The organism is Bacillus sp. FJAT-27225, assembly GCF_001685025.1.
Taxonomy (GTDB): domain Bacteria; phylum Bacillota; class Bacilli; order Bacillales; family Cytobacillaceae; genus Bacillus_D.
This window is the reverse complement of sequence record NZ_MAYU01000012.1, coordinates 669,609-694,916: the sequence shown is the minus strand read 5'-3', so window position 1 is coordinate 694,916 and position 25,308 is coordinate 669,609. Positions and strand designations below refer to the sequence as shown.

The 25,308-nt window shown below is 47.1% G+C and carries 26 protein-coding genes and 1 riboswitch; of the genes, 17 read left to right on the top strand and 9 right to left on the bottom strand.

Annotation, left to right across the window (positions count from 1 at the left end; all coding sequences use genetic code 11):
• The first annotated feature begins 40 nt into the window (after nucleotides 1-40).
• A riboswitch (Lysine riboswitch) is annotated at nucleotides 41-220 on the top strand.
• A gap of 549 nt (nucleotides 221-769) precedes the next feature.
• Nucleotides 770-2,206, top strand: a complete 1,437-nt coding sequence (locus A8F94_RS10800; RefSeq protein WP_066199603.1) for an amino acid permease — start codon at nucleotides 770-772, stop codon at nucleotides 2,204-2,206.
• 42 nt (nucleotides 2,207-2,248) lie between these two features.
• Here the strand turns inward: A8F94_RS10800 and A8F94_RS24990 are convergent, their stop codons facing one another.
• Together A8F94_RS24990 and A8F94_RS10795 are read right to left on the bottom strand one after the other, a co-directional pair.
• The gene (locus A8F94_RS24990; protein ID WP_077247659.1) at nucleotides 2,249-2,407 is read right to left on the bottom strand and encodes an Arc family DNA-binding protein; all 159 of its coding nucleotides are present in this window, start codon (nucleotides 2,405-2,407) and stop codon (nucleotides 2,249-2,251) included.
• Nucleotides 2,408-2,419: 12 nt separating this feature from the next.
• Nucleotides 2,420-3,286, bottom strand: coding sequence for an SPFH domain-containing protein (locus A8F94_RS10795; RefSeq protein WP_066199600.1), 867 nt, complete (start codon nucleotides 3,284-3,286; stop codon nucleotides 2,420-2,422).
• A 543-nt stretch (nucleotides 3,287-3,829) separates the two neighbouring features.
• Here A8F94_RS10795 and A8F94_RS10790 point away from each other — a divergent pair.
• The 3 genes from A8F94_RS10790 to A8F94_RS10780 are packed head-to-tail and all read left to right on the top strand — an operon-like array spanning nucleotide 3,830 to nucleotide 6,119.
• Nucleotides 3,830-4,669 (top strand): amino acid ABC transporter substrate-binding protein, encoded by an 840-nt coding sequence (locus A8F94_RS10790; protein ID WP_302621308.1) that lies wholly within the window; start codon nucleotides 3,830-3,832, stop codon nucleotides 4,667-4,669.
• Complete coding sequence (locus A8F94_RS10785; RefSeq protein ID WP_066199597.1) at nucleotides 4,656-5,354, top strand: amino acid ABC transporter permease; 699 nt, start codon at nucleotides 4,656-4,658, stop codon at nucleotides 5,352-5,354. Before A8F94_RS10790 ends, A8F94_RS10785 begins: the two co-directional genes overlap by 14 nt.
• A gap of 18 nt (nucleotides 5,355-5,372) precedes the next feature.
• The gene (locus tag A8F94_RS10780; protein WP_066199594.1) at nucleotides 5,373-6,119 is read left to right on the top strand and encodes an amino acid ABC transporter ATP-binding protein; all 747 of its coding nucleotides are present in this window, start codon (nucleotides 5,373-5,375) and stop codon (nucleotides 6,117-6,119) included.
• Between the two features lie 170 nt (nucleotides 6,120-6,289).
• Here A8F94_RS10780 and A8F94_RS10775 read toward each other — a convergent pair whose 3' ends face one another.
• Complete coding sequence (locus tag A8F94_RS10775) at nucleotides 6,290-6,646, bottom strand: response regulator transcription factor (RefSeq protein ID WP_066199592.1); 357 nt, start codon at nucleotides 6,644-6,646, stop codon at nucleotides 6,290-6,292.
• Nucleotides 6,647-6,765: 119 nt separating this feature from the next.
• Entirely contained in the window at nucleotides 6,766-6,900 is a 135-nt protein-coding gene (locus tag A8F94_RS26370) for a hypothetical protein (protein WP_302621307.1), read from the bottom strand.
• 262 nt (nucleotides 6,901-7,162) lie between these two features.
• On the opposite strand from A8F94_RS26370, the gene A8F94_RS10770 reads away from it, so the two are divergent.
• The 4 genes from A8F94_RS10770 (at nucleotide 7,163) to A8F94_RS10755 (ending at nucleotide 12,017) form a co-directional block, all read left to right on the top strand.
• Complete coding sequence (locus A8F94_RS10770; RefSeq protein ID WP_066199588.1) at nucleotides 7,163-7,705, top strand: hypothetical protein; 543 nt, start codon at nucleotides 7,163-7,165, stop codon at nucleotides 7,703-7,705.
• A gap of 11 nt (nucleotides 7,706-7,716) precedes the next feature.
• Nucleotides 7,717-9,240 carry a flotillin family protein gene (locus A8F94_RS10765; protein ID WP_139070070.1) on the top strand — a complete coding sequence of 508 codons (1,524 nt, stop codon included), beginning with the start codon at nucleotides 7,717-7,719 and terminating at the stop codon, nucleotides 9,238-9,240.
• Between the two features lie 267 nt (nucleotides 9,241-9,507).
• Complete coding sequence (locus tag A8F94_RS10760) at nucleotides 9,508-10,551, top strand: phosphotransferase (RefSeq protein WP_066199585.1); 1,044 nt, start codon at nucleotides 9,508-9,510, stop codon at nucleotides 10,549-10,551.
• A 215-nt stretch (nucleotides 10,552-10,766) separates the two neighbouring features.
• Nucleotides 10,767-12,017 carry a hypothetical protein gene (locus A8F94_RS10755; RefSeq protein ID WP_066199582.1) on the top strand — a complete coding sequence of 417 codons (1,251 nt, stop codon included), beginning with the start codon at nucleotides 10,767-10,769 and terminating at the stop codon, nucleotides 12,015-12,017.
• Between the two features lie 281 nt (nucleotides 12,018-12,298).
• Here A8F94_RS10755 and A8F94_RS10750 read toward each other — a convergent pair whose 3' ends face one another.
• Together A8F94_RS10750 and A8F94_RS10745 are read right to left on the bottom strand one after the other, a co-directional pair.
• Nucleotides 12,299-13,360 (bottom strand): LLM class flavin-dependent oxidoreductase, encoded by a 1,062-nt coding sequence (locus A8F94_RS10750; protein WP_066200457.1) that lies wholly within the window; start codon nucleotides 13,358-13,360, stop codon nucleotides 12,299-12,301.
• 324 nt (nucleotides 13,361-13,684) lie between these two features.
• On the bottom strand, nucleotides 13,685-14,473 hold the full coding sequence (locus A8F94_RS10745) for an AraC family transcriptional regulator (RefSeq protein ID WP_066199579.1): 789 nt from the start codon (nucleotides 14,471-14,473) through the stop codon (nucleotides 13,685-13,687).
• Between the two features lie 139 nt (nucleotides 14,474-14,612).
• Here A8F94_RS10745 and A8F94_RS10740 point away from each other — a divergent pair, with 139 nt between their 5' ends.
• From A8F94_RS10740 to A8F94_RS10715, 6 genes are all read left to right on the top strand, one after another.
• Nucleotides 14,613-15,392, top strand: coding sequence for a sugar phosphate isomerase/epimerase family protein (locus tag A8F94_RS10740; RefSeq protein WP_066199576.1), 780 nt, complete (start codon nucleotides 14,613-14,615; stop codon nucleotides 15,390-15,392).
• A 6-nt stretch (nucleotides 15,393-15,398) separates the two neighbouring features.
• Complete coding sequence (locus A8F94_RS10735) at nucleotides 15,399-16,475, top strand: Gfo/Idh/MocA family protein (protein ID WP_066199574.1); 1,077 nt, start codon at nucleotides 15,399-15,401, stop codon at nucleotides 16,473-16,475.
• Nucleotides 16,476-16,489: 14 nt separating this feature from the next.
• On the top strand, nucleotides 16,490-17,530 hold the full coding sequence (locus tag A8F94_RS10730) for a Gfo/Idh/MocA family protein (protein ID WP_066199571.1): 1,041 nt from the start codon (nucleotides 16,490-16,492) through the stop codon (nucleotides 17,528-17,530).
• A complete protein-coding gene (locus A8F94_RS10725; protein WP_066199570.1) occupies nucleotides 17,530-18,498 on the top strand; it encodes a sugar phosphate isomerase/epimerase family protein in 969 nt (322 codons plus the stop codon). Before A8F94_RS10730 ends, A8F94_RS10725 begins: the two co-directional genes overlap by 1 nt.
• 281 nt (nucleotides 18,499-18,779) lie before the next feature.
• Entirely contained in the window at nucleotides 18,780-19,001 is a 222-nt protein-coding gene (locus A8F94_RS10720; protein WP_066199569.1) for a heavy-metal-associated domain-containing protein, read from the top strand.
• Between the two features lie 88 nt (nucleotides 19,002-19,089).
• The gene (locus tag A8F94_RS10715; RefSeq protein WP_066199565.1) at nucleotides 19,090-19,833 is read left to right on the top strand and encodes a Crp/Fnr family transcriptional regulator; all 744 of its coding nucleotides are present in this window, start codon (nucleotides 19,090-19,092) and stop codon (nucleotides 19,831-19,833) included.
• Nucleotides 19,834-20,000: 167 nt separating this feature from the next.
• Here A8F94_RS10715 and A8F94_RS10710 read toward each other — a convergent pair whose 3' ends face one another.
• From A8F94_RS10710 to A8F94_RS10705, 3 genes are all read right to left on the bottom strand, one after another.
• Nucleotides 20,001-20,630, bottom strand: a complete 630-nt coding sequence (locus A8F94_RS10710) for a hypothetical protein (RefSeq protein ID WP_066199561.1) — start codon at nucleotides 20,628-20,630, stop codon at nucleotides 20,001-20,003.
• 185 nt (nucleotides 20,631-20,815) lie between these two features.
• A complete protein-coding gene (locus A8F94_RS26650; RefSeq protein WP_139070068.1) occupies nucleotides 20,816-21,091 on the bottom strand; it encodes an ATP-binding protein in 276 nt (91 codons plus the stop codon).
• An 11-nt stretch (nucleotides 21,092-21,102) separates the two neighbouring features.
• A complete protein-coding gene (locus A8F94_RS10705) occupies nucleotides 21,103-22,221 on the bottom strand; it encodes a sensor histidine kinase (RefSeq protein ID WP_175384396.1) in 1,119 nt (372 codons plus the stop codon).
• Between the two features lie 839 nt (nucleotides 22,222-23,060).
• Here A8F94_RS10705 and A8F94_RS25725 point away from each other — a divergent pair.
• From A8F94_RS25725 to A8F94_RS10690, 3 genes are read left to right on the top strand one after another with little or no spacing between them, the layout of a single operon-like run.
• Complete coding sequence (locus A8F94_RS25725; protein ID WP_175384395.1) at nucleotides 23,061-23,198, top strand: hypothetical protein; 138 nt, start codon at nucleotides 23,061-23,063, stop codon at nucleotides 23,196-23,198.
• A gap of 3 nt (nucleotides 23,199-23,201) precedes the next feature.
• Nucleotides 23,202-23,918 (top strand): response regulator transcription factor, encoded by a 717-nt coding sequence (locus tag A8F94_RS10695; protein WP_066199554.1) that lies wholly within the window; start codon nucleotides 23,202-23,204, stop codon nucleotides 23,916-23,918.
• Nucleotides 23,896-25,269, top strand: coding sequence for a sensor histidine kinase (locus tag A8F94_RS10690; protein ID WP_066199551.1), 1,374 nt, complete (start codon nucleotides 23,896-23,898; stop codon nucleotides 25,267-25,269). The genes A8F94_RS10695 and A8F94_RS10690 overlap by 23 nt, the downstream gene beginning before the upstream one ends.
• Nucleotides 25,270-25,308 lie beyond the last annotated feature (39 nt).

The following is a 25,308-nucleotide window of genomic DNA, read 5'->3' as shown; positions in this document are numbered from 1 at the left end:
TCCGGAACAACAACTTAATTCAATAATCCTCATCAGTTCAAGATGAGGTAGAGGTCGCGGTTTTTAAGAGTACTCCAGAAGAGGGACAGGAATTCCCAACGAGGCTGGACAAAAGGAAAAACCGCCGAAGCGCTGCAGGGACCTGCCTGCAGTCGGCTGGGACTGTATCCGAACAGGTGCAGGACTGTCATGGCAACCGCCATGGTGAACTATCCGTTTTGTCTGATGCGGCGCAAACACACTCGTATCAGGGTGTGTTTTTTATTTTTATTATGGAGTAACTGCCGGCTCAATTGAGACAGGACAACTTTATATATTCAGGACATCTCCCGGAAGATACAGGACAGATTTACAGAAATTCAGGACAAACCAGTCCTCGGGATAGAATGAAATTGACTCTCAGTCTTGGTTGGTGCCCTGCCAGGAGTAACTGCCGGCTCAATACAACACTTAGTTCGTGGATTAATTGACGGTTGGCGGGTTACAAAAAGTCCACCAACACTTAGTTCGTGGATTAATTAACGGTTGGCCGGTTACAAAAAGTCCACCACCGCTTAGTTCGTGGATTAATTGACGGTTGGCAGGTTTCAGAAACTCCACCAACGCTTAGTTCGTAGATTAATTGACAGTTGGCGGGTTACAAAAAGTCCACCAACGCTTAGTTCGTAGATTAACAAATCATTCTGCCAACAGCATTAGCAGTAAATCGGCAATTCGCTGTAACAAATAAGATAGCTCCGAACATACAACAAGGAAGGGGACATCATAGATGGGCAAGAACGGAAAATTAGGATTATGGGTGTTGACGGCTTTAGTCGTTGGAAATATGGTGGGCTCGGGCATCTTTATGCTGCCGCGTTCACTTTCGGAAGCAGCAAGTCCGGCTGGCGTTCTGATGGCTTGGATACTGACGGGATTTGGGGTACTGATGGTCGCGCTCGTTTTTGGGAACCTGGCGATCCGCAAGCCTGAACTTGGCGGCGGTCCGCAAATTTATGCGAAAGACTTGTTCAAGCAGGGCACACACGCATCGAAGCTTTCAGGTTTCATGGCAAGCTGGGGCTACTGGATTGGGAACCTCGTCGGAAACATTGCCATTATTACAACGTTTGCGGGCTACCTGTCAACGTTCTTCCCGATTTTAACAAGCCAGGCTGACTGGTTTACTATTGGAAGTTTTACGCTTAAAGTCGGAAACGTGCTGACATTTATTGTTTGTACACTGCTTTTATGGACAACTCATACGATTGTCATGCGCGGTATTGAAAATGCCGGCAGGCTGAATTTCTTGGCGACTGCCGCAAAAGTAGCCGGCTTCATCATTTTCATTTTGATCGGCCTGTTTGCTTTTGACAAAACGAATATTTTGCCAATGGTTGAACCTCGTATAGACGCGCAGGGGAATTCGCTTGGCTTGCTGGGCCAGGTCAACTCAGCGGCATTGACGACGCTTTGGGCGTTTATCGGGGTCGAATCCGCGATGGTGTTTGCATCACGCGCGAAAAAGCAAGTTGATGTAAAGCGCGCCACAATTCTTGGACTGTTGATCGCACTTGCGATTTACGTTGGAATTTCAGCGCTTGTGATGGGCATGCTTAGCCAGGATGCATTGATTGCGTCTGAAAAACCATTGATTGATGCAATTACTGCTTTTGTCGGCCCGATTGGCGGCCAGGCACTTGCCGTATTAGGTTTGATCAGCTTGTTCGGCTCGACGCTTGGATGGGTGATGCTCAGCGCCGAAGTTCCATACCAGGCCGCAAAACAGGGCATCTTCCTGCCATCGTTTTTAAAAGAAAATGAAAAGGGCATCCCGGTCCGTTCGTTAATCATCACGAACTCACTCGGACAGCTGTTTATTTTTTCAACCATATCAAACTCGATCTCACAGGCGTTCGACTTCATCATCTTCATCGCAACCCTGTCGTACCTGATTCCATACTTCATTGCTTCTATGTATCAATTGAAGCTGGTGGTCACCGGAGATACGTATGCGATTGGTGAAAAGGCACGGATAACCGACGGAGTCATTGCCGTGGTTTCAACGATTTACTCAATCTGGATCATTGCTGCCGGGACAGCCGATATCAAGACATTCATGTTCGGCATGCTATTGCTCGTGAGCGGCATATTCTTCTACGGCCCGCTTCGAAAGTCAGTAGCCGCCTTCTTCAAGGCGATTGCTGCTAAGTTAAGTGCAGCCTAAATAACAAGGGCCAGCCGCTAATAGTGCGGACTGGCCCTTTCATTATTTTTCCTTCTTAAGTCTGCCATTTTCCTTTAGTGCATTTTTTAAAATGACCTCAATCTGGGCGTTCACACTCCGGAATTCATCGCTTGCCCACCGTTCAAGTGCATCATATGTCTTTTGGTCGATCCGAAGAAGGAACTTTTTCTTATCCGCCATGCCATCACAACCTTAATAAATCGATCCGGTATTGACGATTGGCTGATTGCCTTTTTCGGAAACGAGGGCGACCATCAGATTATTGACCATTTGCGCTTTCTTTTCTTCGTCCAGCTCAACAACGCCCTCATTGCTCAGCTGCTCAATCGCCGACTTGACCATGCCGACCGCTCCGTCGACAATCACCTTCCTTGCTGCCAGGACCGCTTTCGCCTGCTGCCTTTGCAGCATGGCAGACGCAATTTCACTTGCATATGCAAGGTGCATAATCCGTGCTTCAATTACTTCAACGCCGGCAACCTTAAGCCGTGCCTGCAAATCCTTTGTGAGCTCCTCGCCTACTTCGTCCGAATGCTGGCGGAGCGAAATTTCGTAGTCATTGTTGAAGTTGTCATACGGATACTGGCTGGCAATATGCCTGAGGCCCGTTTCACTTTGCGTGTGGACAAATGTTTTATAATCTTCGACATCAAACACGGCCTTCGCTGTGTCAAAAACCTTATAAACGACAACTGCAGCAATTTCAATTGGATTTCCTTCGAGGTCATTAACTTTGAGCCTGTCGCTGTTGAAGTTGAGTACCCTAAGTGACACCTTCTTACGGACACTTAGCGGAACCGTTAGCCAAAAGCCTTCCTTCTTGATGACACCGAGATAACTTCCGAACAATGTCAGTGCCATCGCTTGATTCGGCTGAATAATCGTGAAGCCGGTCATAATTAAAAAAGCAGCAGCCGCAAGGATTATGCCGATTACTGCCCAGACCAGGCTTCCTGTCATTCCGAATTGGACAAGAAAATACACCGCAGCGGCAACAACCAGGATAAAAATCCCCAACCCGGCAAAACCGTTCAACTTAAACACATCTTTTTCCTGCATTCCGATCTCCTCCTTATTTGCTTGTTATCATAATGATATCACATTGATACCAAAAATGGATAATTTTTCTTTAAATTTCAAAAAATAGGCTTTTGTGGATGACGAAGCAAACAAGTTCGGAAAATAAAATGGTGCAGTTTGAAGGGGCTCAAGGACGAAACCCCGTCTCGGAAATGTGATAATGTCCTTGAGCATGAGTTTCAAGGACAAAACCCCATGTCGGAAATGTGAACATGTTCTTGAGCAAGAGTTTCAAGGACAAACCCCGTGTCAGAAGTGTGATCATGTCCTCGAGCAGCGATTTCCAGGACAAAACCCTATGTCAAAAAATGAAAATGTCTTTGAGGCCAGGCCGGCTAATGGCATGTAGATAAACAATAAAAAAGCCATATTTAGAGCACGAAGATCCGATTTCCAAATTAAACGATTAACTGTGACCAAGCAGGGTAAAATATACAGAAATAATTTCTTTGACAAGGTGGCTGGGCGTGTACTATTATGAGGAATGTTGACCAATCCAATATGATTTAGGGGGTTTTACTTTTGAAGAAATTATCATTGTTTTTTGTACTGCTATTGAGCATGGTGTTAGTGCTTGCTGCGTGCGGCTCGAATGACAATGCCAACAATGGCGGCGGCAATAAAGGCGATACGAATAAAGAAGAAACTGCAAACAAGGACGATTTGCTGGCGAAGGTTAAGGATGAAGGCAAATTGGTCGTTGGTACGGAAGGTACATATGCTCCGTTCTCATTTCATAATGATAAAGGCGAGCTGACTGGCTTTGACGTTGAAATTGCCCGCGAGGTTGGAAAGCGTCTCGGAGTTGACGTTGAATTTCAGGAAACGAATTGGGATGCAATTTTTGCGGGACTTGATGCGAAACGTTTTGACATGATTGCAAACCAGGTAGGGATCCGTCCTGACCGCCAGGAGAAATATTTGTTCTCTGAACCATACATTACATCTGCAGCGGTTCTGATTACACGGACTGACAATAAAGATATACAATCATTTGAAGACATTAAAGGAAAGAAATCTGCCCAGACTTTGACTAGTAATTATGGGCAATTGGCAAAGGATCTTGGCGCCGAGGTTGTTGGGATAGATAGCTTTAACCAGGCGGTTGAGCTACTGAACTCTAAGCGAGTCGATGCAACGATCAATGACAAAATCGCGTTCCTTGATTTTAAAAAGAACCGTCCGGATGCACAGGTTGAAGTGAGAGCTGAATCTGAAGATGCTTCCCAGAGCGGCCTGATGTTCCGCAAGGGAAGCGAGACTCTTGTTGAAGAAGTCAACAAGGCGCTGAACGAAATGATTGAAGACGGTACGTACGACGAAATCTCCAAGAAATGGTTTGGTGAGAATGTACTTAAATAGTATTTTTGCCGACCCTGAACGGATGGACCGGCTTGTCAACATTGCGAAAAACTCTTGGATGCCGCTTCTGGAAGGGCTTATTCAATATACAATCCCGCTGACGCTTATTTCCTTCGTCATCGGGCTGGTCCTGGCCGTGCTGACTGCACTGGCCAGGATTTCGCATATCAAACCGCTCCAGTATATAGCGCGAGTCTATGTTTCTGCGATTAGAGGCACGCCACTTCTCGTGCAGCTCTTTATCCTGTTTTATGGGTTACCGACAATGGGTGTCGTCATTGACCCATTCCCGGCAGCGATTATCGGTTTTTCACTTTCAGTCGGTGCATATGCGTCCGAAATCATTCGGGCTGCGGTCCTCTCGATTCCGAAGGGACAATGGGAAGCCGGTTATTCCATCGGGATGACCTATCCGCAGCTTTTAAAAAGAATCATCCTGCCCCAGGCCGCCAGGGTTTCCGTTCCGCCATTATCAAATTCATTCATAGGCCTTGTGAAGGATACGTCGCTAGCCGCGACGATTCTCGTTACGGAAATGTTCCGGCGCGCGCAGGAAATCGCATCAACCAATTATGAATTCCTGCTGCTTTACTTACAGGCTGCCCTGCTTTACTGGATTGTCTGCTTCATCCTTTCCATCTTCCAGGGGAAATTGGAAGCGAGGTTTGACCGGTATGTCAAATAATGGAGAGGGGGAAGGCAAATGATATCAATTAAAGGCTTGCATAAGCAATTCGGCGACCTTCAAGTGCTTAAAGGCATTGATTTGGAAGTGGAAAAAGGGCAGGTAGTAGTCGTGATTGGCCCGTCTGGCTCGGGTAAAACAACCTTGCTTCGCTGCCTGAATGTGCTGGAAACACCGACGAAGGGGAGCATCTCGATTTCGGGGCAGACACTCGATTTTAACGGTAAACCTGTACCGAACAAAGCAATCGCTTCGTTCCGGCGCCTGACCGGGATGGTGTTCCAGAGTTACAACCTGTTCCCGCACATGACGGCCCTTGAAAATGTCATGGAAGGGCCGGTTGTTGTCAAAGGCGAAAACAAAGAAAATGCCCGCCAGAAGGCTGCAATGCTTTTGCAAAAAGTAGGGCTCGGCGACAAGCTCGATTATTATCCGCATCAATTGTCTGGCGGCCAGCAGCAGCGTGTCGGCATTGCCCGGGCGCTTGCGATGGAGCCGGAAGTGATGCTATTCGATGAACCAACATCCGCGCTTGACCCTGAACTTGTCGGTGAGGTTTTGAAGGTTATGAAGGACTTGGCCATTGAAGGGATGACGATGATCGTCGTCACCCACGAAATGCGTTTCGCCCGGGAAGCAGCCAATGAAGTCATCTTTATGGACCACGGTGTCGTCCTCGAACGCGACAAACCCGAGAACATCTTCACAAACCCAAAACACGAACGGACCAGGCAATTCCTCAACATGATCCAGCCGGAGTTGTAGACGGGGGAGAGGGGTCAGACCCCTGCCGTGACTTTTCTCTCCATTTGTCCGTGTGAGGTGGACGCTGCTTGTGAGACGAATCAAAAGAGGAGCCGGCCACTACTGGCCGGCTCTTCGTTTTGCCATTTTAACTGGTTTGTCTTTCAAAAGAATGGAATTGAAGAATAGAATTAACTCCCCGTTAAACTGAGGGTTTGGAGGATATGTGCGGCTACGTTCTTTGGGCTGAACGGCTTTAGGATATAATGCGTATCTGCCTCTTTTCCTGCCTCCTCAAGTTCCTCGGAGTACTGGGCGGTCAGGATGAGAATTGGTGTATCTTTTTGAATGCGAAGGTTTCTCCAAACTTCCAAGCCATCCATTTCCGGCATGAACATGTCCAGAATAATAAAATCGAAGTCCTGCTCAAGGGAGAGCCGCAGCCCGTCCCTGCCGTTATCAGCTTCGGTTATGTCAAAATGTTTTTTTAAATAAAGTTTAAGCAGGTCACGGATGTTTTGTTCATCTTCTACAATTAATAACCTCAAGCCGTTCTCCCCCTGTACACATTTTCGCTATATGTACTATATTAACATTAAAAAACAATTGGAAAACTCATAAACTAAAACGCGCTGAGCCAATCTGGTGGCCAGCGCGTTTCTTTATATTAGTCTGTAATTTTGCGTCGCGATACTTTTTCGGTCAAATATTTCGGCTTTTTTGATACGACATAGAGCGATGCCACGAACGAAACCCCCAACAGAGTTGGCACAACCCATGCCAAATAATCAATTGGTTCCATCACGCTGCACTCCCTTCGGATGTGTTATTGATTCTTTACCCGATATGAACTGCAAGTAAACAGGGACGGGCCGTTATGAAATTGAGCATCAAATGCTCCGCAGGAAAACTGTGCATTTCAAGATTCACTAAAATGCGGCAAAAGGAGGATGAAATCTTTAGAAAATGTTTACAAATTTTTCATTTATTGAAACTTTTTCTGTTTTTACCCGTATACCCTAATGTACAATAAAAGGGAAGACAATCGGGGGGTGATGGCAGAGATGGATTTATTGAACGGTTTGCCTATGGACACGATTTATCTTTATGGACTGATGATTGCTGGGGGATTGACACTGCTTTATGTGTTCTTCAGTGATCTGCTCGATGGAGCTCTGGACGGGCTGGACTTTTTTAATCCTGTGCTTTTGTTCTCATTCGTTACATTTTTATCTGCCGGAGGGTTTATTTTTGAAAAATTGACGCCTCTGTCGCATGTTGTCATTTTAATTATTTGTTCAGTCCTTTCTGTTATTCTTGTCACCCTGCTGAATGTATTCGTGTTTGTGCCGGTTAGGAACGCGGAGGTCTCACTGACCTACACTGAATCTGATTTGAGGGGCAGGATTGGCAAGGTGATTACGTCCATTCCCACAGATGGGTACGGTGAAGTGATGATCGACTCGATTAGCGGGCGGATCTCAAAGCCTGCGAAAAGCTTTGATGGCGCGGAAATCGCCAATGGGCACGATGTCCTAATTGTTGATACAGTCAATGGTGTGCTTCAGGTTGCAGTTAGAGAAAAAATAGAAAACGAATGGATCTAGGAGGAGATTGAATGGAAATGATGTTTTGGGTTCCAATAGGGGTTGCCGCATTTATTATTATTGCGCTTTTGGGTGTATTCGTCACGAAGTATAAGACAGCGGGTCCGGATGAGGCGTTGATTGTCACAGGCAGTATGCTTGGCAACAAGAATGTCCACCTTGACGAGTCTGGCAATAAAATCAAAATTATCCGCGGTGGCGGTGCCTTTATTTTTCCAGTATTCCAACAGTCCCAGCCGCTTAGCCTTTTGTCCAGCAAGCTGGAAGTAACCACGCCTGAAGTGTATACAGAACAGGGCGTTCCGGTCATGGCGGATGGCGTTGCAATTATTAAAATTGGCGGTTCGATTTCCGAAATCGCGACTGCAGCCGAGCAGTTCCTTGGCAAAGCTACGGCAGACCGCGAAAATGAAGCGAAAGAGGTCCTTGAAGGGCATCTTCGTTCCATCCTCGGCTCAATGACAGTTGAAGAAATCTATAAAAACCGCGATAAGTTCTCACAGGAAGTCCAGCGCGTTGCTTCACAGGACCTTGCAAAAATGGGACTTGTGATTGTATCGTTTACCATTAAGGATGTTCGTGATAAGAATGGCTACCTTGATTCACTCGGTAAGCCGCGAATTGCCCAGGTTAAGCGCGATGCCGATATTGCAACGGCCGAGGCAGAAATGGAAACACGTGTCAAAAGGGCGGAAGCCGCGAAGTCAGCGAAACGCGCCGAGCTTGAGCGAGCTACTGAAATCGCCGAAGCTGAAAAAACGAACCAGCTGAAAGTAGCAGAATTCCGTGCTGAGCAGGACATTGCGAAAGCTCGTGCCGACCAGGCGTACGATCTTGAAACAGCCCGCTCCAAGCAGCAGGTAACTGAACAGGAAATGCAAATTAAAATCATCGAGCGCCAAAAGCAAATCGAGCTCGAGGAAAAAGAAATCCAGCGCCGTGAGCGGCAGTACGATTCAGAAGTTAAGAAGAAGGCAGACGCAGACCGCTACTCCGTTGAGCAGGCTGCTGCCGCTGAAAAGGCAAAGCAAATGGCTGAAGCTGAAGCCAACAAATACCGGATTGAAGCGATGGCAAAGGCAGAAGCCGAGCGCATCCGCCTCGACGGTCTTGCGAAAGCGGATGCTGTCAGGGCACAGGGTGAATCGGATGCCGAAATCATCCGCCTGAAAGGTCTTGCCGAAGCGGAAGCGAAGCAAAAGATCGCCGAAGCGTTCGACCTGTTTGGCCAGGCAGCTGTCATGGACATGATTGTCAGAATGCTTCCTGAATATGCGAAGCAAGTTGCTGCACCACTTGCCAACATTGATAAGATCAGCATTGTCGACACTGGTGGTGGCGGCTCCGGCAGCGGCGCAAACCGCGTCACTGGCTATGCCACCAACCTGATGGCCGGCCTTCAGGAGACCCTGAAAGCATCAAGCGGAATTGACCTGAAAGAACTGCTTGAAAACTACTCCGGCAAAAGTGGAGTTCGCCCGGCAGTCCTTGAGGGAACCGTGAAGGAAGAAAAGAAAGAGCCTGCGAAGGTTTAAGTCGGTAAAAGAGGTAGCCCGGGACTTGTTCCGGGCTATATTTTTTTGGATAATTTGCTGCGCCTTAGTGTAAATGCTATAAAGAGTTTGAATATCGATGATAGAGTTTAAAAATATCTATTAAAAAGGTGACCCAAAAAGCCAGCACAATTCTAAAATAGCACTAAGTCAAAACGGCTCGTCCCTGAATGAATACAAGAAAGCTTCCTGTTTAACGGCAGCAGCCTTAACGGAGACGAAACTGTACAAAAAGGAGAGGCGATAAGGGTGCAAAAAAACCTGATAGAAGCTTTGTCAGACAGCCTGAAAATCGAAAACAACCGAATTCTTGCAGAATCGATTCTTCAATCAACCGACCCCATTGCAATCACCACTAGAATTGAGGAATTTTGTAAAACAGAACTCGGCATTCCCGTTGCAAGATGCCTATATGTAGGCTTTAGCGTCGGCGCTTCGTTTGGCCTAGTGCTCGAAGATGGAAGGAAGGTTTTCCTCAAGGCCCACAAGCAGACCGCAGGAGATGATTTAAATTCAATCTCTATTGATACCTTAACAGCCGTTTCAGAAGTCCAGTCACACCTGGCAACAGACGGCTTCCCATGCCCGAAAGTAATCCTTCCGCCCCGGAAATTCGGCGAGGCAATCATGACTGTTGACTCATACGAGGATGTCGGTGAGCAGCAGGACGCCCACAACCCGACTATCCGAAACGCAACGGCTCAGGCTTTTGCCGAATTGATCATATGTGCCAGGCCCCTCGCAACACGGCCAGGTATCACCCGCGGCAGGCTGTACGAAAGCCGGACCCTTTACCCGGTACCGCACAATGCCTTGTTTGATTTTGAAAAAACGGCGAAAGGGGCTGAATGGATCGACGAAATCGCGTTGGAGGCAAAATTGGCCGCACAAAGCTTCAAAGGGGAAACCGTCCTTGGACACGCCGACTGGTCGCTTAAGAACTTACGGCTTAAGGATGACAAAGTTGTGATGGTCTACGATTGGGACAGCCTCGCGGTGGATGATGAACTGAACCTGCTCGGAATCGCAGCAGCAACATTCCCGACAACCTGGGATATCGATACGAAAATCACCCCCTCCCGGGAGGAAGTATACCTTTTTGTAAAGGAATACGAGCGGCATCGCGGCAGAACTTTTACCAAAAAAGAACTCATGAAAATAGCGGCAGCAGCAACCTATACGATGGCCTACACAGCCCGTTGTGAACACGCCTTGAATCCTAAAGGTGAGAATTTCGAAGGCAGCTTCCGCCAGGCATTGATAGAAATGAAGAACGGTTTTTTAATTGACTAATAGGACAAAGGTATCCCGCTTCAAGGGCACCGATGCGTTGCGGTTCAAGGACAGGCATCAGACATGAGCGCGTTTTAGTCATGATATGGGACAGATATTAGAACCCTTGCGGAATTACCGAAAACCACTCTTGATTATAAAAAAGAACCTTGGTCGGAACTCAAATTTTACTTTACAATTAAAAGTGGACTTATTTTTTAAAAAAGGTGGACAGCATGATTACACTAGATGGCTTTAAAATTACGAAATGTCCCGGCGGAGTGCTGGTATACATAGAATCGTACGACCTTGAACTGCCAATAAAGAACAAAGAAATTGAACGGCTTTATTACAACGGGAACCTGGATGTACTTTTTTATAAAATCGATAAGGAAATGCTGAAGTTCCAGCTTGCAGAGATGGAACTTGAACAGAGGCGGCTGCACCGAAACGTTTACCATACACTTTTTCCCGAAACCGGCCATGACTACCTTAAAAATCCGAGGGAGTTTGTACTTGGCCTCTTTACACTTCTGATTAAGGCGTGTGAGGAGGAGTCGGATGAAAAGGTGAAGTTCCTGGCTTATTCCCTGCATAAGCTTGTGCCGACCGAAGCCGTTTTTGATGAGCAAGCCTTTCTCGATTCCTACATCCTGGATTCACAATTTGCGAAAAATGAATACCTTCACGATGAAGAAGCTGCGAAACTGAAGCGGAGGTACAGGCTGCGGCCAACTTTGAACGAGGGGGAAAAGCTGCTCGTCCGCGATATTGCCGAGTCCATCAACACTGAATATTTTGCCCTCCCGGCAGGAAGTGCTGCTGATTACTCGGCAATCCGTCTTGAAGCTGTTGCAGGCTATGAAATTATTCAGTCCGCGTATATTCCGGCCAAGGCTGTCCTTGATACAGCCGAGCTTCTTCACAAAGACGATGTGCTGGTGGATTTGAAGCTAAGCTTTATGGACTTGGAAGATGCCCTTGCCCGGTCACAGCCAAGGCTGCCGTCGGTGAGGATAACCTTTAAGGCAATCAATGAGCTCCATAACGATTACCAATTTTTCTATTATCACTACCGGTATCTGACTGAAGAGTCAAGAAGAAGGCTGGCAGCTGCCCTTACTGCGGAGAGGCAATACAAGGACTCGATGGATTTGTTTCCTTATGCGACCCACATCGCGTCCCTGATGGGTGTGATTGAAAGGGAAATGAACGAGATTATTAGTAAGATAGAAGGCAAAACAAAGGCGCGCTCCCTCAGCCAAGTTGCAGCCTACATGCGCAGCCAGCCGATTGCGGACTTTGCCAGCGCAGTAATGTATGAAGAGTACACAAGCACAATCGATGCCTTGCGCAGCTATCGCAATCCCGCTTCGCAATGGTCAGGCGCAACCGCTGAAGAATACAAGAAAGTGAAGAGTTTTGTGATGAAAAGCGGGATTCTCGACCGGATTACCGCATACAAGAAAAGCCATTTGAGCCGATAACCGGCTGGCAGACGAAGCATTACGTCAATATTTCTGCCACATACTGACAGAATGGCAAACAAGCTTAATGCGCCAGGTGTCATGTTGCCGGGATGGCAAACAATTGGCGGAAATCGCCACTTTCAGATTATTACAGACATAAACAAAACCCCTCCGGTTCGAACCGAGAGGGGATTTTCTGTGGAAAGGGGAAAATCCGCACTTGTTGGAGAATCGCTTCTGTATAGACACTCATTGTTTTAACCCAAATTCTGTCTATGACCCAACCCTGGCGTCCATTTTTACTCCTTGCTCGCCGTATACTTTTTCACATCAGGTAAGATTTTGGTTGCAATCAGCTCAATATTTCGCTTCAGCTTCTCAAACGGAACACCGCCAAAATCCATTTGCCCGATATAGCGCTGATGGCCAAACAGCTCATGTTGATACAGTATCTTCTCAACAATCTGCTGAGGGCTGCCAACATTCATTACATTTTCCAGCTCACCACCGTGCTGAAATCCGACCCATGGAAACCCGCGTCCATTCGTTAGTTTCATTCCCTCATTGATGTAAGGATGATACTCCCTGAGCGCATCCTGAGTCGTTTCGGCTGGAAAAAGGAATCCTGCAGTTGCCACTGGAAGTTCGTTTTTGTTAAAACCGCTTCGCTCGGCCGACGCCCGATAGGCATCTACCGAATACTTAAAGGTCGTCGCAGCTCCCCCAAGCATAGCAAGCATCATTGGGACGCCGGCCTGTCCGGCTTTTACCGCACTCTCCGGTCCGCCTCCCACTGCACGCCATATCGGCAGGCTTCCGTCTACTGGGCGCGGGATTACCCGCGCATTCCGGAGTGGCGCACGGAACTTGCCGCTCCAGTTGAGTGTTTCCTTCTCGTTTATCTGCAGCAACAAGTCGAATTTTTCCTCATATAGCTCTTCATAATCCCTTATGTCATAGCCAAGGAGCTCAAACAGCCCAATTCGCGATGCACGCCCGGCAATGATTTCCGCCCGTCCATTCGATATCAGATCAATCGTCGCAAAATCCTCAAATACGCGTACCGGGTCGAGGGTGCTGACAATCGTCGATGAGCTGCCAATCTTTATTTTGCTCGTTGCCTGGGCAATCGCTGACAGTACTACCGAGTGTGCTTGGGTCGTAAAATATTCCTGATGACTTTCACCAACACTGAAAAAGTCCAGCCCCGCCTGTTCGGCAAGCTGCGCGAGCTCAATCAGCTCCCGAATCCGCTCTTGTGCAGGAATCCGCTTCCCTGTATGCGGGTCCGGTATATGGTCGCCGAGCGTATAAAGCCCGAATTCGAGCCCTTTGCCCGGTTTAATTCGATACCTCTCCATCTGGCCAGCCTTCTTTCCTTTATTTACGAAAAAGAATACTACAGAACCGTTTTTTAACAAAGCGAACTGCCTAGTGTTCCAGCGGTCCAGAGCCGAAACGTTACCAATAAACCGTATTGGCGACATTTCGCATGTCTCCAGAGCCCGAAACGTTACCAATAAACCGTATTGGCGACATTTCGCATGTCTCCAGAGCCCGAAACGTTACCAATAAAACGTGCTGGTGCCATTTCGCGCGCCTCCAGCCCCCAAAACGTTACCAATACCTCTCGTCAATTTCGGGTTATCTGCCTGGTCCGAAAGTGGCAGTTGTTGACTCTTTTCCTACTCCATCCTCCGGTATGCCCCAGGTGAGATTCCGTATTTCTTTTGAAAAACCCTGTGGAAATATGGGTAGGCGCCAAATCCGCATTCTTCGGCTATCTGCTCAAGTGTCATCGTTGTATATTTCATTCTCTCGACTGCAGCTGCCAGCCGAATTTCAAGAGTGTAAGCAATGATAGTTTTTCCGAGACTTTCTTTGAAAAGATGTCCTGCCCGTGAAACACTTAGCCCTGCATGCCTGGCCACTTGTTCCAGCTTGAGCGGTGTGGTCGCGTGCTCCTCAATGTATCGCATCATTTTGGCAACCGGAAATGGAAGGCTGTTTGATGAAGACGTTTCTTTTATGGCCCGATCCAATGATAAGCAAAGCGCCCGCAAAAAATAATCGGATAGTTCATTGTAGTGCAGTGCAGATGGGCGGCGGTCTTCTATGATGAGGTGCCGCCATAAGGATAGAATCGTTTCATCGACTTGGATCCGGGTTATTCCGGATTCGGCACAGCGTTCCCACCAGTCGTCCAGCCATGCGCCCTCACATGCCACATGGTAATCGCCGCTCATGACCGACTGGTTTTTGGGCATTTCCTCAACGATTAAATCATATTGATCACCAGGCCGGACAAGAAGAAGATCCCCTTTTGTAAGAATCGCTTCCTTTCCATTAACCGTTGCTTTGCATGTTCCTTCTGTCTGGAGGCGGAACAGGTAGGAGGGATATCCTGACTTATAGGCAGAGTAAAAGGGCTGTGTATGGTAGGAATAGCCGCAAAAAAGAATTGTTGTTTTCATCGGGCACCATCCGTTTAGTTATTAAAATAGCAAAATAGTGGATGTCGCAATTATATCATTTATGTTAAAAATCCAACTATTCTTTTATCATTAACTCGAATAGTCAATGAAATAAATGATTGGGAAGCGAGGCTGGAAGATGAGAAAGATTCCTGTAGCGGTTCAAATGTATACATTGCGGGAGGAAGCCGAGAAAGACTTTGCCGGCACGTTACGAAAGGTTGCGGAGCTTGGATATGATGGTGTTGAGTTTGCCGGTTTCGGAGGATTGTCTGCCCAGGAAGTGAAAGGGCTAATTGAAGAATTGGGCCTCCAGGCGGTTTCTGCCCATATTCCTCTCCCGGAACTGGAAGGAAACTTGGAGAAGGTTATTAATGATTTAAAGACGGTGGGCATCCAATACGCAGTTTGTCCATATTTGCCGCTTGAACTAAGAAACGAGGAATTTTACCTCTCCATGATACCATCTCTTAATAAAATAGGAGAAACGTTAAAAGCTGAAGGAATCACCCTTTGTTATCATAATCACGATTTTGAGCTTCAACCATTATCAGACGGAAGAACGGCTCTGGAGACCATTTTTGAAGATACGGATTCAAACGCCCTTAACACTGAGCTTGATGTTTACTGGCTGAGTAAGGCAGGGGAAAACCCGGTCCGCTGGCTAAACCGCTACGCCGGCCGTTCCCCGCTCGTCCATTTGAAGGATATGACGGCTGATGAGGAGCAATTCTTTGCTGAACTTGGGACTGGAAGTATCGATTTAAACGCAATTCTCGACGCAGGCCAGGAAGCGGGCGTTCAGTGGTGGATTGTCGAGCAGGATGCATGCAGGCGCGATCCTTTCGAAAGCGTCGAAATAAGCCTGAACTATTTGCGGGCACAGCTTCCATACCTGTCTGAAAAAGTAAAGGGGTAGTGAGGAATGAAAGCAGGGATTGTAGGCTGTGGGAATATAAGCGGTATTTATATCGAAAACAGCAAACGCTTTCAAAAATATGAAGTTGTCGCCTGCGCTGATATTCATATGGAAAAGGCGGCAGAGACCGCACTGAAATACGGAATCGCAAGTATGACTGTTGAGGATATGATGGTTTCTCCGGACATTGACATTGTCATTAATCTTACGGTTCCGAGTGTACACGCGGAAATCTCAATCGAAGCGATTCGCAATGGCAAACATGTTTATTCGGAAAAGCCATTGGCGGTATCATTTGAAGATGGAAAAAGGGTACTTGCCGAGGCTGAGAAGTTTAGGGTTATCGTTGGTTCGGCTCCCGATACATTTCTTGGCGGCAGCATCCAGCTTGCCGGCGAGCTGATTGAAGAAGGCTCACTGGGAAGGATTGTCGGGGCTTCTTCGTTTATGATGTCACGCGGGCCGGAGTCGTGGCACCCAAATCCTGAGTTCTTTTACCAAAAAGGCGGTGGGCCTATGTATGATATGGGCCCGTATTACCTGACTGCGCTCGCGAACCTGTTTGGTCCTGTCAAAAGGTTGACTGGCTCGGCAGCAATTACGTTCAGTGAACGGGTCATCACCGCTCCGGAAAAATTCGGTGATATCATCACCGTCGAGGTTCCAACTCATGTTAGCGGCATCCTGGAATTTGCTGCTGGCGGCAGTGCAACCATTACAACCAGCTTTGATGTGTCCTCAGCAAGGACACCATTTCTCGAAGTTTATCTGGAACGCGGGACGATCAGTTTGCCCGATCCGAATTATTTCAATCTTCCTCTTTTGGTAAAACGGCAAAATGAGGATGAGTGGACCGAACTCAAGCCTGAAGGGGAAGCATATGACAATATGCGCGGCTTGGGGGTCTGTTACCTGGTGGATGCAATAACGGATGGCAGAGAGCCGCATGCAAGTGGGAAACTGGCACTGCACGTCCTGGAAATGATGCACGGAATCCACCAGTCGAGTGAAACTGGCAGCCATTATCAAATGGAAACCACTTATCAAAAAGTACATGTAAAGAAAGCTGAATATCAGGGATAAGGGAGATGGAGTTTATGAGCAAATTAAAAGTCGCGATAATCGGTTGTGGAAGCATCGCAAACTATCGTCATTTACCAGAATACCATTTGAATAAACAGGTTGAGATTGCGGCAGTTTGTGACATTGTTCCGGAACGGGCAGAGGAATTTGCCAAGCTATATGGTGCCCGCGCTTTTACAGACTACAAGGAAGCAATCAGCCTTGAGGGAATCGACGCAGTCAGTGTGTGCCTTCCCAACTATCTGCATGCCCCGGTTTCGATTTTTGCCTTGAATGCCGGAAAACATGTTCTTTGTGAAAAGCCGATGGCCACTTCCCAGCAGGAAGCGGATGAAATGATTGCTGCAGCCCGTTCAAACGGCAAAAAGCTGATGATTGCCCATAACCAGCGGTTTGTCTCTTCCCATAAACGGGCAAAGGAAATCATTGATAACGGAAAACTCGGCAAGATTTATAGCTTCAAAACAACCTTTGGCCACCCTGGGCCTGAAGGCTGGAGCGTCGACGGGGCGGGCAGCTGGTTTTTTAACAAAGAGCAGGCATTTATAGGTGCTATGGGTGACCTTGGTGTTCACAAGGCTGATTTACTGCGCTATTTGCTGGGTGAGTTTTCCGAAGTCGGCGCATTTATCGAAACGAGTGCGAAGCAAAATACCGAGGTTGATGATAATGCAGTCTGCATTCTTCGTACCGAAAGCGGGATCGTTGGAACACTCACGGCCAGCTGGTCTTATGTGACTGGCGGGGACAACTCGACGGTCATTTACGGTGAAAAAGGAATCCTTCGCCTCGAAGACCATCCTGACTATTCACTCATTGAACAGTATCAGGACGGCAGTGAAATCTACCATAAGCTCGACAAAATCCAGACGAACGAAGATGGCGGGCAAACAACCTCTCACGTCATCAACCATTTTGTCGACAGCATCCTCGAAGACAACGAGCCGTTAATCACCGGCGAAGAAGGGATGAAGTCACTGCAAATCATCCTGGCTGCGCTTGAATCACAGGAAACAAAGAAAATCGTTTCCTTGAGAAAGGAAGTATTGCTGTAATGAAACTTGGCGTCTTTACCGTTTTGTTTTCACAGAAACCGTTTGAAGAAATGCTCGATTATGTAAAAAAGGCAGGCCTTGATGCAGTTGAGATTGGAACCGGCTGTTACCCGGGAAATGCGCATTGCCCCCTCGATGAACTGCTTGAAGATGAAGGGAAACGAGAGGCTTACTTGAAAGCCGTCACATCGCGCGGACTGACAATCAGCGCGTTCAGCTGTCATGGCAATCCGATTACTCCCGATAAGGAATTCGCGCGGGAATCGGATGAAGTGTTAAGGAAAACGATCAAGCTGGCTGGGCTTCTTGGGGTACCGGTCGTCAATGCTTTTTCCGGAACAGCCGGCGACAGTGACGAGGCGAAACAGCCGAATTGGCCAGTCGTCCCATGGCCAGCCGAGTATGGCGACGTCTTGACATGGCAGTGGGAAAATAAACTTGTCCCTTACTGGAAGGAAATTGGTGAGTTGGCTCAGGAGAACAATGTCAAGATTGGCCTTGAACTCCACGGGGGCTTCCTAGTCCATACTCCATATACGATGTTGAAGCTTCGCGAAAAAACAAATGATGCAATTGGCGCGAACCTCGACCCAAGCCATCTCTGGTGGCAGGGAATCGACCCTGTCGCTGCTATCAAAATTCTTGGCAAAGCAGGTGCAATCCATCATTTCCATGCCAAAGATACGTACATTGACCAGGACAATGTCAATATGTACGGCCTAACGGACATGCAGCCATACGGTGAAGTCCAGACACGCGCCTGGATGTTCCGGAGTGTAGGCTGTGGCCATGGGCTGCAGGAATGGAACGATATGATCAGCGCCCTTCGGTTGTACAATTATGACTATGTTGTCAGCATTGAACACGAAGATCCCCTCATGTCCGTTGAGGAGGGCTTCTCCACTGCTGTGAAAAACTTGAACGACGTGCTCATCCGTGAAAAACCGGCTGATATGTGGTGGGCATAAAAGAATAGTAGAAGAAATCCCCTTGTCGGTGTTGGTGCAGGGGGATTTTTTAATAGAACTTTTTGCTCTCGGAAACCGGCTCTTTTGACTGCGTTTTGCAGGCGGTCGACAGACAGAGAAGCTGGCATAAGAGAACCTTTTTCTATGGAGATACTACCCTGTCCATCTACAATCCCTTTTGAAAAAAGAAAACTGAAAATCTCAAAAACTTGTTCCTCGTCAATTTTTTAAAGTTGAGCTGGCTTTACACTAAAGACATAACCAATAGGAGGAATTGTCTTATGTCAAAAGCTGTGTTTCAACTTGAACCGCTCACCTGTTCATCTTGCATCAAACGAATTGAAACTGCGCTCAGCACAACTGCTGGTGTCACATCTGCAAAGGTTATTTTTAACCTTAACAAAGTGAAAGCGGAATTTGAAACAGGAGCCATTACAGCTGTACAGATTGAAAATATTCTTACAAAATTAGGTTATCCTGTCTTGTCCTCAAAGGTGTCTTAGCCAAGTTTTCGACTGCATCCAGTAACTGGACGAATGCAGAAAAAAGAAGCAATATTAGGGTAACAATATAAAATGGGGGGGATGTGGGATGAACATCGTTCAAAAGAATAATCAGGCTGGCAGCAGTTGCGGAGCTGGAAATGGCGGTCATTGTACGCACCATGGGCACACGCACAAACCCTGCATTGCCCAGGTTCCAATTTTTAATCATCTTGAGCCATCACAAATGGACGAAATCATGAATGCTGTCCGGCCTGCTTTTTATAAGAAAGGTGAAATTGTCTACCATGCCGGGGACAAGTCGGATTCTCTTTACATTGTCCATAAAGGGAAGGTCAAGATTTATCGGTTGTCCGAATCAGGGAAGGAGCAGCTCGTGCGCATCCTCAATCCTGGTGATTTTACCGGGGAGCTGGCTTTGTTCAGCGAAGGCATTCATGAGTCTTTTGCCGAAGCGATGCTTGATACGGAGGCGTGCATGATCAGCCGGGAAGACCTCCAGCAATACCTGCTGAAATACCCGAAGATTTCGTTGGAAATTCTGGCTGAGTTCTCAAGCCGGCTGGAGCAGTCGGAAAAACAAACCACCCGGACGGCCACCGAAAAAGTTGAAACGCGGATTGCTCTGTTCCTTGCTGAGTGCCTCGAGGATGGAGCCCGCCCGCATGAATTCAAGCTCCCGATGAGCAGAAAGGACCTTGCTTCCTATCTCGGTACAACACCTGAGACGATCAGCCGGAAACTGGCAGAGTTTGAGGATGCAGGCCTGATTCTCCAGAAGCCGAAAAAGCGGATTGAAATCCTCGACCTTGACGGGCTGCTGCTCGTCTAGTTGGTTGGAGGCAAGCTAATTTATGAGCATAGTTAGTAGTTTTATCAAGACAATTTGAAGAGTTATCAACACATTTCAGAGTTTTATCAATACTTAAAGAAAAAGGCCATTCCGGTAATGTGGAATGGCCCTGGCTCTAGCTCTGAGTACCGCTGCGGATTCACCAACTATTTTTCCTGTAGCCACCTGGAACGGATTAGGTCTTTGTCGTTATGGGTTCGCTCTTTGACAGCCTCAAACATGACTCGCCATAACCCTTCCTTCCACTTCGCAGGGTCTTTTTCGTAATAGTAGATTCCATCAACTGTGGAAATATCATCAGTGAAGTCAAGATGGATTAGGTCGTTTTTCCAAAAAACGAACGTGATTCCGTGCTCAATTGACAGTTGGTTATCTTTATAAAAAGTTAACGCCAGGTATGTATAACCATTCTTTACAGTCTCGGGCCGGATTCGGAAAACAGGCTTGCCGATATAGGAATGGATCTCACTGCTGCTTGAAAAAGTAATTGGACTGAACGAGTAGTTTTCCTCGTTGAAAACTTCCCATTTGATCAATCCGTCCTCCTGCAAAGTAAAAAGTGTTTCAAGTACCGTTTTATAAATATGGTGAAATTCCTTTTTTAAAAAGTTTACTGTATTAAGCGCTTCGGCTGAGAGGGGAGGCTTGCTATTGCAGCCGCCAAGAAGTTCAATTTCTTCACTTCCAAACAGGTCTGCAGGGCTGGTTACAGTGAGCCACCCGTCATATTCTCCAAATTCTTCGTGATACTTGAAACGATCCACCTGATCTGCCAATCTATTACCCCCAAAATGTCATTTTCCCTGCTTATTACTATTTCTGTTTTTCTTACGTAAATTCCTTCTTTTGGATGTGCGGATGTCTGGACTTTCTTCACTGATTTCGAGTTTACGAGGTTCGATCAAGACTCGTTTGAAATAATAAAAGGCCATCCCTCAGAAGCGGGGATGGCCTGCTGATTCTATAATTCAATCACAAACTCGGTTCCATGGCCCTGCTCGCTGGTGACAGTAATGGTTCCTCCATGTGCTTCGATAAGTTCTTTGGCGATGGCAAGGCCGAGGCCGCTGCCGCCGAGGGCGCGGGTCCGGGACTTGTCGACGCGGTAAAAGCGTTCAAATATCCGTGGCAAATCTTCTTCGGGGATGCCCCAGCCTTGGTCACGGATTGAAATTCGGATGTGTCTGGAATCGGATGAAGCCGCAGACTCCGCTGTTCCCGCACGACCGCCAGCCATTCTGGATACTTTCAGGTTGACGGATTTACCCGGATCGGAGTACTTGCGGGCGTTACCAACAGGTTGAGAATTACTTGCTCGAAGCGGACTGGGTCGATGATGGCGGCAATATCATTCGGGCATACAAGTTCCAGCTTCATCCGCTTTTCCTCGAAAACCGGAGCGATCTTGTTGAAAATACCTTGAAGATAAGGATTTAGCTCAACGGAAATTTTGTCGATAGAGAAGGTGTTTTCATCCATACGAGCCAGGTTGAACAGTTCCTTTACGAGTTTCGCGAGCTTGCTGGCTTCCTCGGTAATAATTCCGAGGTATTTGTCGCGATCGCCCGGGTCGAGTTCCGGACGCTGCGCGATTTCGGCATACCCTTTAATGTACGTGAGCGGAGTCCGCAGTTCATGCGAAATCGACCCAAGAAAATCGTTTCGTTCACTCTTTAAACGATCAAGCTCACGGGCGAGAATTTCGATGGACTCGCCAAGTTCGCCAACCTCGTCACGTGATCGCTTTGGAAGCGTGAAGGAATAATCACCCTTCCGAATTTTCTTTGTTGCTTCGTTCATCTGGACAAGCGGTTCGGTCAGGAACCGTGACAGAAAGAAAATCACACCAATCATAAACAGAAGCGACATGAGGCCTGCAATTAGAAAATGCTGGTTCATCCCTGAGATCAGTTCTTTAATTTTGTCTGTGCCCTGAAACATAAATACGGTGCCAACAGTGCCATCCTGGAAATCAACGGGGGAGGCAGAGGAGATATACGGTTTGTCTTTCCAATCATCCTCGAGAATCACTCCCAATCCGGAAATATCACTGGGGCGCTTTGCCATGATTGCCTCCATCGCCGGTGCAACTTCGTTTGATGACATCACAATTGTACCGGCCGAATCGGTGAGGATGACAACTGTATCAGTTCGGGATTCCATCAATGCGATATGGCGGATCGTTTCTTCGTGAAAGTTTTTCTCAAGGATTTCCCGGTGGTTGTTGCCGCGTGTTTTTAGCGCGCTAAGTTCATCGTGGACTCGGGAGTGGATGATATTGTTGTGTAGCGCAAACATTAGGACTGTTTCGAGCAGGAATATCGCCAGGAAAAAGAAGAAACCAATCTTCAAGGAAATTTTGTTCATCGGAGGCCCTCCAGGTGTATAGTGACTGTGACTGCATAGTTTTAAAGCTGGACGGAAAGGGTGTGGATAAGCGAACCATGTGGAAACACGGTTAATTGGTAACATTTTAAAGTACATATTAGCACTTTGTATCCATATTTTCCTGCAAAGTAGAATCTATTTTTAGTAATCTTTTAGCTTTAGAATACACCATTCAGGGAGGGGTTTGACAAAAAAGGTCAAAAAAAGGGGTGCCTGCACTGTTGCAGGCACCCAAAAAGGGAGGTTAATTAAGTAAAGCAGATAGTTTAAAATTGGGTAAAACATATTAGATCTGATTTGCCTGGCGGATGTTCCGCTCACATTTCCATAGCCCCACTATGCAAACTTAAAGCTTCGACCCTGTCGGCATCTCAAAATTGTTAATGTAGGTTGTTTAAGAAGCAGTTCTTCTCTTAACCCATCTTTATCATAAAAAATCAAAATGTGAATGGTATGAAGAACTTATGTGTTTTTTGTGAAGACGGAGATTGTCCGCCCAGCTTGGCCAGCCAGAGCTATTCCCTTTTTTCCAAAGAAAAGAGGTGCCCGCCACGCGGACACCTGTATTATTAAAGGGAGGTTAATTAAGGGTAAAGCTAGTTCGTTCAAACTTGGGTGAAACAAAGTTAAATTCAATGATGCGTATTCAGAATTCTGGTTTGCCATGGGTTGCACACCCCACAGCCTGCACGGCCCCACCATGCTTGCTGTATAGCTAGCGATCCAGGCAATTCAGGATTTGGTTTTCCTGTTAGTGGTTTATGAGGGTTATTTCCCCTTTCCACATCTTTATATTAAAAAATAGGAATGTAGAAGCTATGAAGAACATGTGTGGTTTTTGTGAAGATGAACAAAAGGCACTTGTTGCTCAGAAAAAAGACGTAAAAGAGTTAAAAAACGTACAAAAAGAATTTACTCCGGAATGGTATGATGGAAGTGTCGGAAGGAGTGTATAATCTATGGTGAAAATTCTGCTTGTTGACGATGAACAGATGATTATGGAAGTTCTCGAGGCCTATCTCGTGCGAGAAGGCTATGAAGTTGTAAAGGCTGATAACGGGGTTGACGCGTTAAAGAAGGCGCGTTCGGAAAATCCTAATTTAATAGTGTTGGATTTGATGCTGCCGGATATTTCCGGCGAAGAGGTTTGCCGATTGATCAGGATGGATTCGGATGTGCCGATATTAATGCTGACGGCAAAGGGGACTGAGGAAGATAAGATTAACGGAATTGTGATTGGCGCAGATGATTATGTGACGAAGCCATTTTCGCCTCGTGAAGTTGTTGTCCGGATTCAGGCAATTTTACGGCGCATGAAAAAGACAGTTGAACCAAAATCGGAAAAGCTTGAGTTCCTGGGCGGGCTTACAATTGATACGGAGAAAAAAGAAGTGACTGTTGGCGGACAGCTTGTCAGCCTGACTCCGATAGAATACAAGCTTTTGACGAATATGGCAGAAAATCCGGGCCGTGTCTACAGCCGGATGGACCTATTGGAAAAAATTCAGGATGAAGGCATGTTTTATGAGGGATATGAGCGGAGCGTCGACACGCATATTAAGAATCTCCGCAAAAAAATCGAGCAGGATTCAAGGCAGCCCCAGTTTGTTCTGACTGTGTTTGGAATGGGCTACAAATTCGGGGGTACGCCGCATGCTGCGAACGCTAAGAGCTAGAGTTCTCTTTTATATGCTCCTTGTCTCAATGCTCGGGATTGTGATTGTCAGCATTTTTATTCAGTGGGGCTTTGACAAGAGCTTCAATATGTATTTGGAGCGGGGGCGTGAACAGAAGATTGAGCGGGTCATCAACCAGGCAAAGGCGGATTACCAGCGGTCTGGCAGGTTTGACAGCGAACAGCTCAAACGGCTGACTCATGAATATGCGTTAAGCGAAGAACTTTATTTTCAAATTTATGATACAAATGGGCGAGTGCGGCACAACACATTGCTGCTGAGGACGGTTTTGAACGGGATGGGTGTAGTAGTCCCGGCAAATGAAGAAGGGCTTGAGTCAAGGTCCTATCCGCTCATGATCGATGGCGGTAAGGCAGGCGAAGTTGTTGCGTTTTTTTCTTTGGACTTTGTCCAGGAAGAATCAAATTTCCTTCAGATCATTCAGCTGTATATCATTGGGGCTGTCTGCATCACGGTCATCATTTCAATTATTTTTTCGATGTTTTTTTCAAAAACAATGATGCGGGGTCTGAACAAGCTTCAATTCGCGGCGAATCAGCTCCAAAAGCACGACCTGGACATCCGGATTCCACTCGGAGGCTTGCCTGAAGAAATCAAGCAGCTCGCAATCTCGTTTAATAATCTCGCAGAATCATTGTCAAAAGAGGAAATGCTTCGCAAGAATTTCACTGGCGACCTTGCCCATGAACTGAGGACACCGCTTGCCACGCTGCGCAGCCAGATCGAGGCCTACCAGGATGGAATTTGGGAGCCGACTCCGCAGCGCCTCAAGCAGAGCCATTTTGAATTGATGCGGCTCGTCCGCCTTGTCAACGAGCTTGAAAAACTTCTAGCAGCGGAAAACCCGCAAATGCAGCTCGAACTTGTTAAAATGGAGGCCGGAATGGTGCTGTCGTCGATGTGGGAAATGTTTTCGCCGGCCTTCCACGACAAAGGTGTCACGCTCAATTACATTGAGCCGGAGGAAGAGGAATGGTTTTATGGCGACAGGGACAAGGTTAGCCAAATCCTGTCGAACGTCATCAACAATGCGTTGAAGTATACACCTGAAGGCAGACAAGTTACGCTGTCAGTGAATGGTGACAACGCCTACTCGGTCGGAATTGTGGTTGAGGATGAAGGAGCGGGGATGGCGGAGGAAGACCTGCCGCATATCTTTGAGCGGTTCTACCGGGGCGACAAGTCGCGCGACCGGAAGACAGGTGGCGCTGGAATCGGCCTGTCGATTGTGAAAGCGTTGATAGATGCCCATAAAGGCCGCATCCAGGTGAAAAGCAAGCTGAATAAAGGCACAACCTTCACTCTCTGGTTTCCGAGGGAGAAGGAGTAGTCTCGGATAATATAAAAAAAGCTACCTCCAAAGGGTAGC

What these genes read in the sequence shown, in the direction of transcription:
- A8F94_RS10800 (WP_066199603.1), top strand. Translation starts at nt 770, where the DNA reads ATGGGCAAGAACGGAAAATTAGGATTATGGGTGTTGACGGCTTTAGTC.
- A8F94_RS24990 (WP_077247659.1), bottom strand. Translation starts at nt 2,407, where the DNA reads ATGGCGGATAAGAAAAAGTTCCTTCTTCGGATCGACCAAAAGACATAT.
- A8F94_RS10795 (WP_066199600.1), bottom strand. Translation starts at nt 3,286, where the DNA reads ATGCAGGAAAAAGATGTGTTTAAGTTGAACGGTTTTGCCGGGTTGGGG.
- A8F94_RS10785 (WP_066199597.1), top strand. Translation starts at nt 4,656, where the DNA reads ATGTACTTAAATAGTATTTTTGCCGACCCTGAACGGATGGACCGGCTT.
- A8F94_RS10780 (WP_066199594.1), top strand. Translation starts at nt 5,373, where the DNA reads ATGATATCAATTAAAGGCTTGCATAAGCAATTCGGCGACCTTCAAGTG.
- A8F94_RS26370 (WP_302621307.1), bottom strand. Translation starts at nt 6,900, where the DNA reads ATGGAACCAATTGATTATTTGGCATGGGTTGTGCCAACTCTGTTGGGG.
- A8F94_RS10770 (WP_066199588.1), top strand. Translation starts at nt 7,163, where the DNA reads ATGGATTTATTGAACGGTTTGCCTATGGACACGATTTATCTTTATGGA.
- A8F94_RS10765 (WP_139070070.1), top strand. Translation starts at nt 7,717, where the DNA reads ATGGAAATGATGTTTTGGGTTCCAATAGGGGTTGCCGCATTTATTATT.
- A8F94_RS10755 (WP_066199582.1), top strand. Translation starts at nt 10,767, where the DNA reads ATGATTACACTAGATGGCTTTAAAATTACGAAATGTCCCGGCGGAGTG.
- A8F94_RS10750 (WP_066200457.1), bottom strand. Translation starts at nt 13,360, where the DNA reads ATGGAGAGGTATCGAATTAAACCGGGCAAAGGGCTCGAATTCGGGCTT.
- A8F94_RS10745 (WP_066199579.1), bottom strand. Translation starts at nt 14,473, where the DNA reads ATGAAAACAACAATTCTTTTTTGCGGCTATTCCTACCATACACAGCCC.
- A8F94_RS10740 (WP_066199576.1), top strand. Translation starts at nt 14,613, where the DNA reads ATGAGAAAGATTCCTGTAGCGGTTCAAATGTATACATTGCGGGAGGAA.
- A8F94_RS10735 (WP_066199574.1), top strand. Translation starts at nt 15,399, where the DNA reads ATGAAAGCAGGGATTGTAGGCTGTGGGAATATAAGCGGTATTTATATC.
- A8F94_RS10730 (WP_066199571.1), top strand. Translation starts at nt 16,490, where the DNA reads ATGAGCAAATTAAAAGTCGCGATAATCGGTTGTGGAAGCATCGCAAAC.
- A8F94_RS10725 (WP_066199570.1), top strand. Translation starts at nt 17,530, where the DNA reads ATGAAACTTGGCGTCTTTACCGTTTTGTTTTCACAGAAACCGTTTGAA.
- A8F94_RS10720 (WP_066199569.1), top strand. Translation starts at nt 18,780, where the DNA reads ATGTCAAAAGCTGTGTTTCAACTTGAACCGCTCACCTGTTCATCTTGC.
- A8F94_RS10715 (WP_066199565.1), top strand. Translation starts at nt 19,090, where the DNA reads ATGAACATCGTTCAAAAGAATAATCAGGCTGGCAGCAGTTGCGGAGCT.
- A8F94_RS26650 (WP_139070068.1), bottom strand. Translation starts at nt 21,091, where the DNA reads ATGGCTGGCGGTCGTGCGGGAACAGCGGAGTCTGCGGCTTCATCCGAT.
- A8F94_RS10705 (WP_175384396.1), bottom strand. Translation starts at nt 22,221, where the DNA reads ATGAACAAAATTTCCTTGAAGATTGGTTTCTTCTTTTTCCTGGCGATA.
- A8F94_RS25725 (WP_175384395.1), top strand. Translation starts at nt 23,061, where the DNA reads ATGAAGAACATGTGTGGTTTTTGTGAAGATGAACAAAAGGCACTTGTT.
- A8F94_RS10695 (WP_066199554.1), top strand. Translation starts at nt 23,202, where the DNA reads ATGGTGAAAATTCTGCTTGTTGACGATGAACAGATGATTATGGAAGTT.
- A8F94_RS10690 (WP_066199551.1), top strand. Translation starts at nt 23,896, where the DNA reads ATGCTGCGAACGCTAAGAGCTAGAGTTCTCTTTTATATGCTCCTTGTC.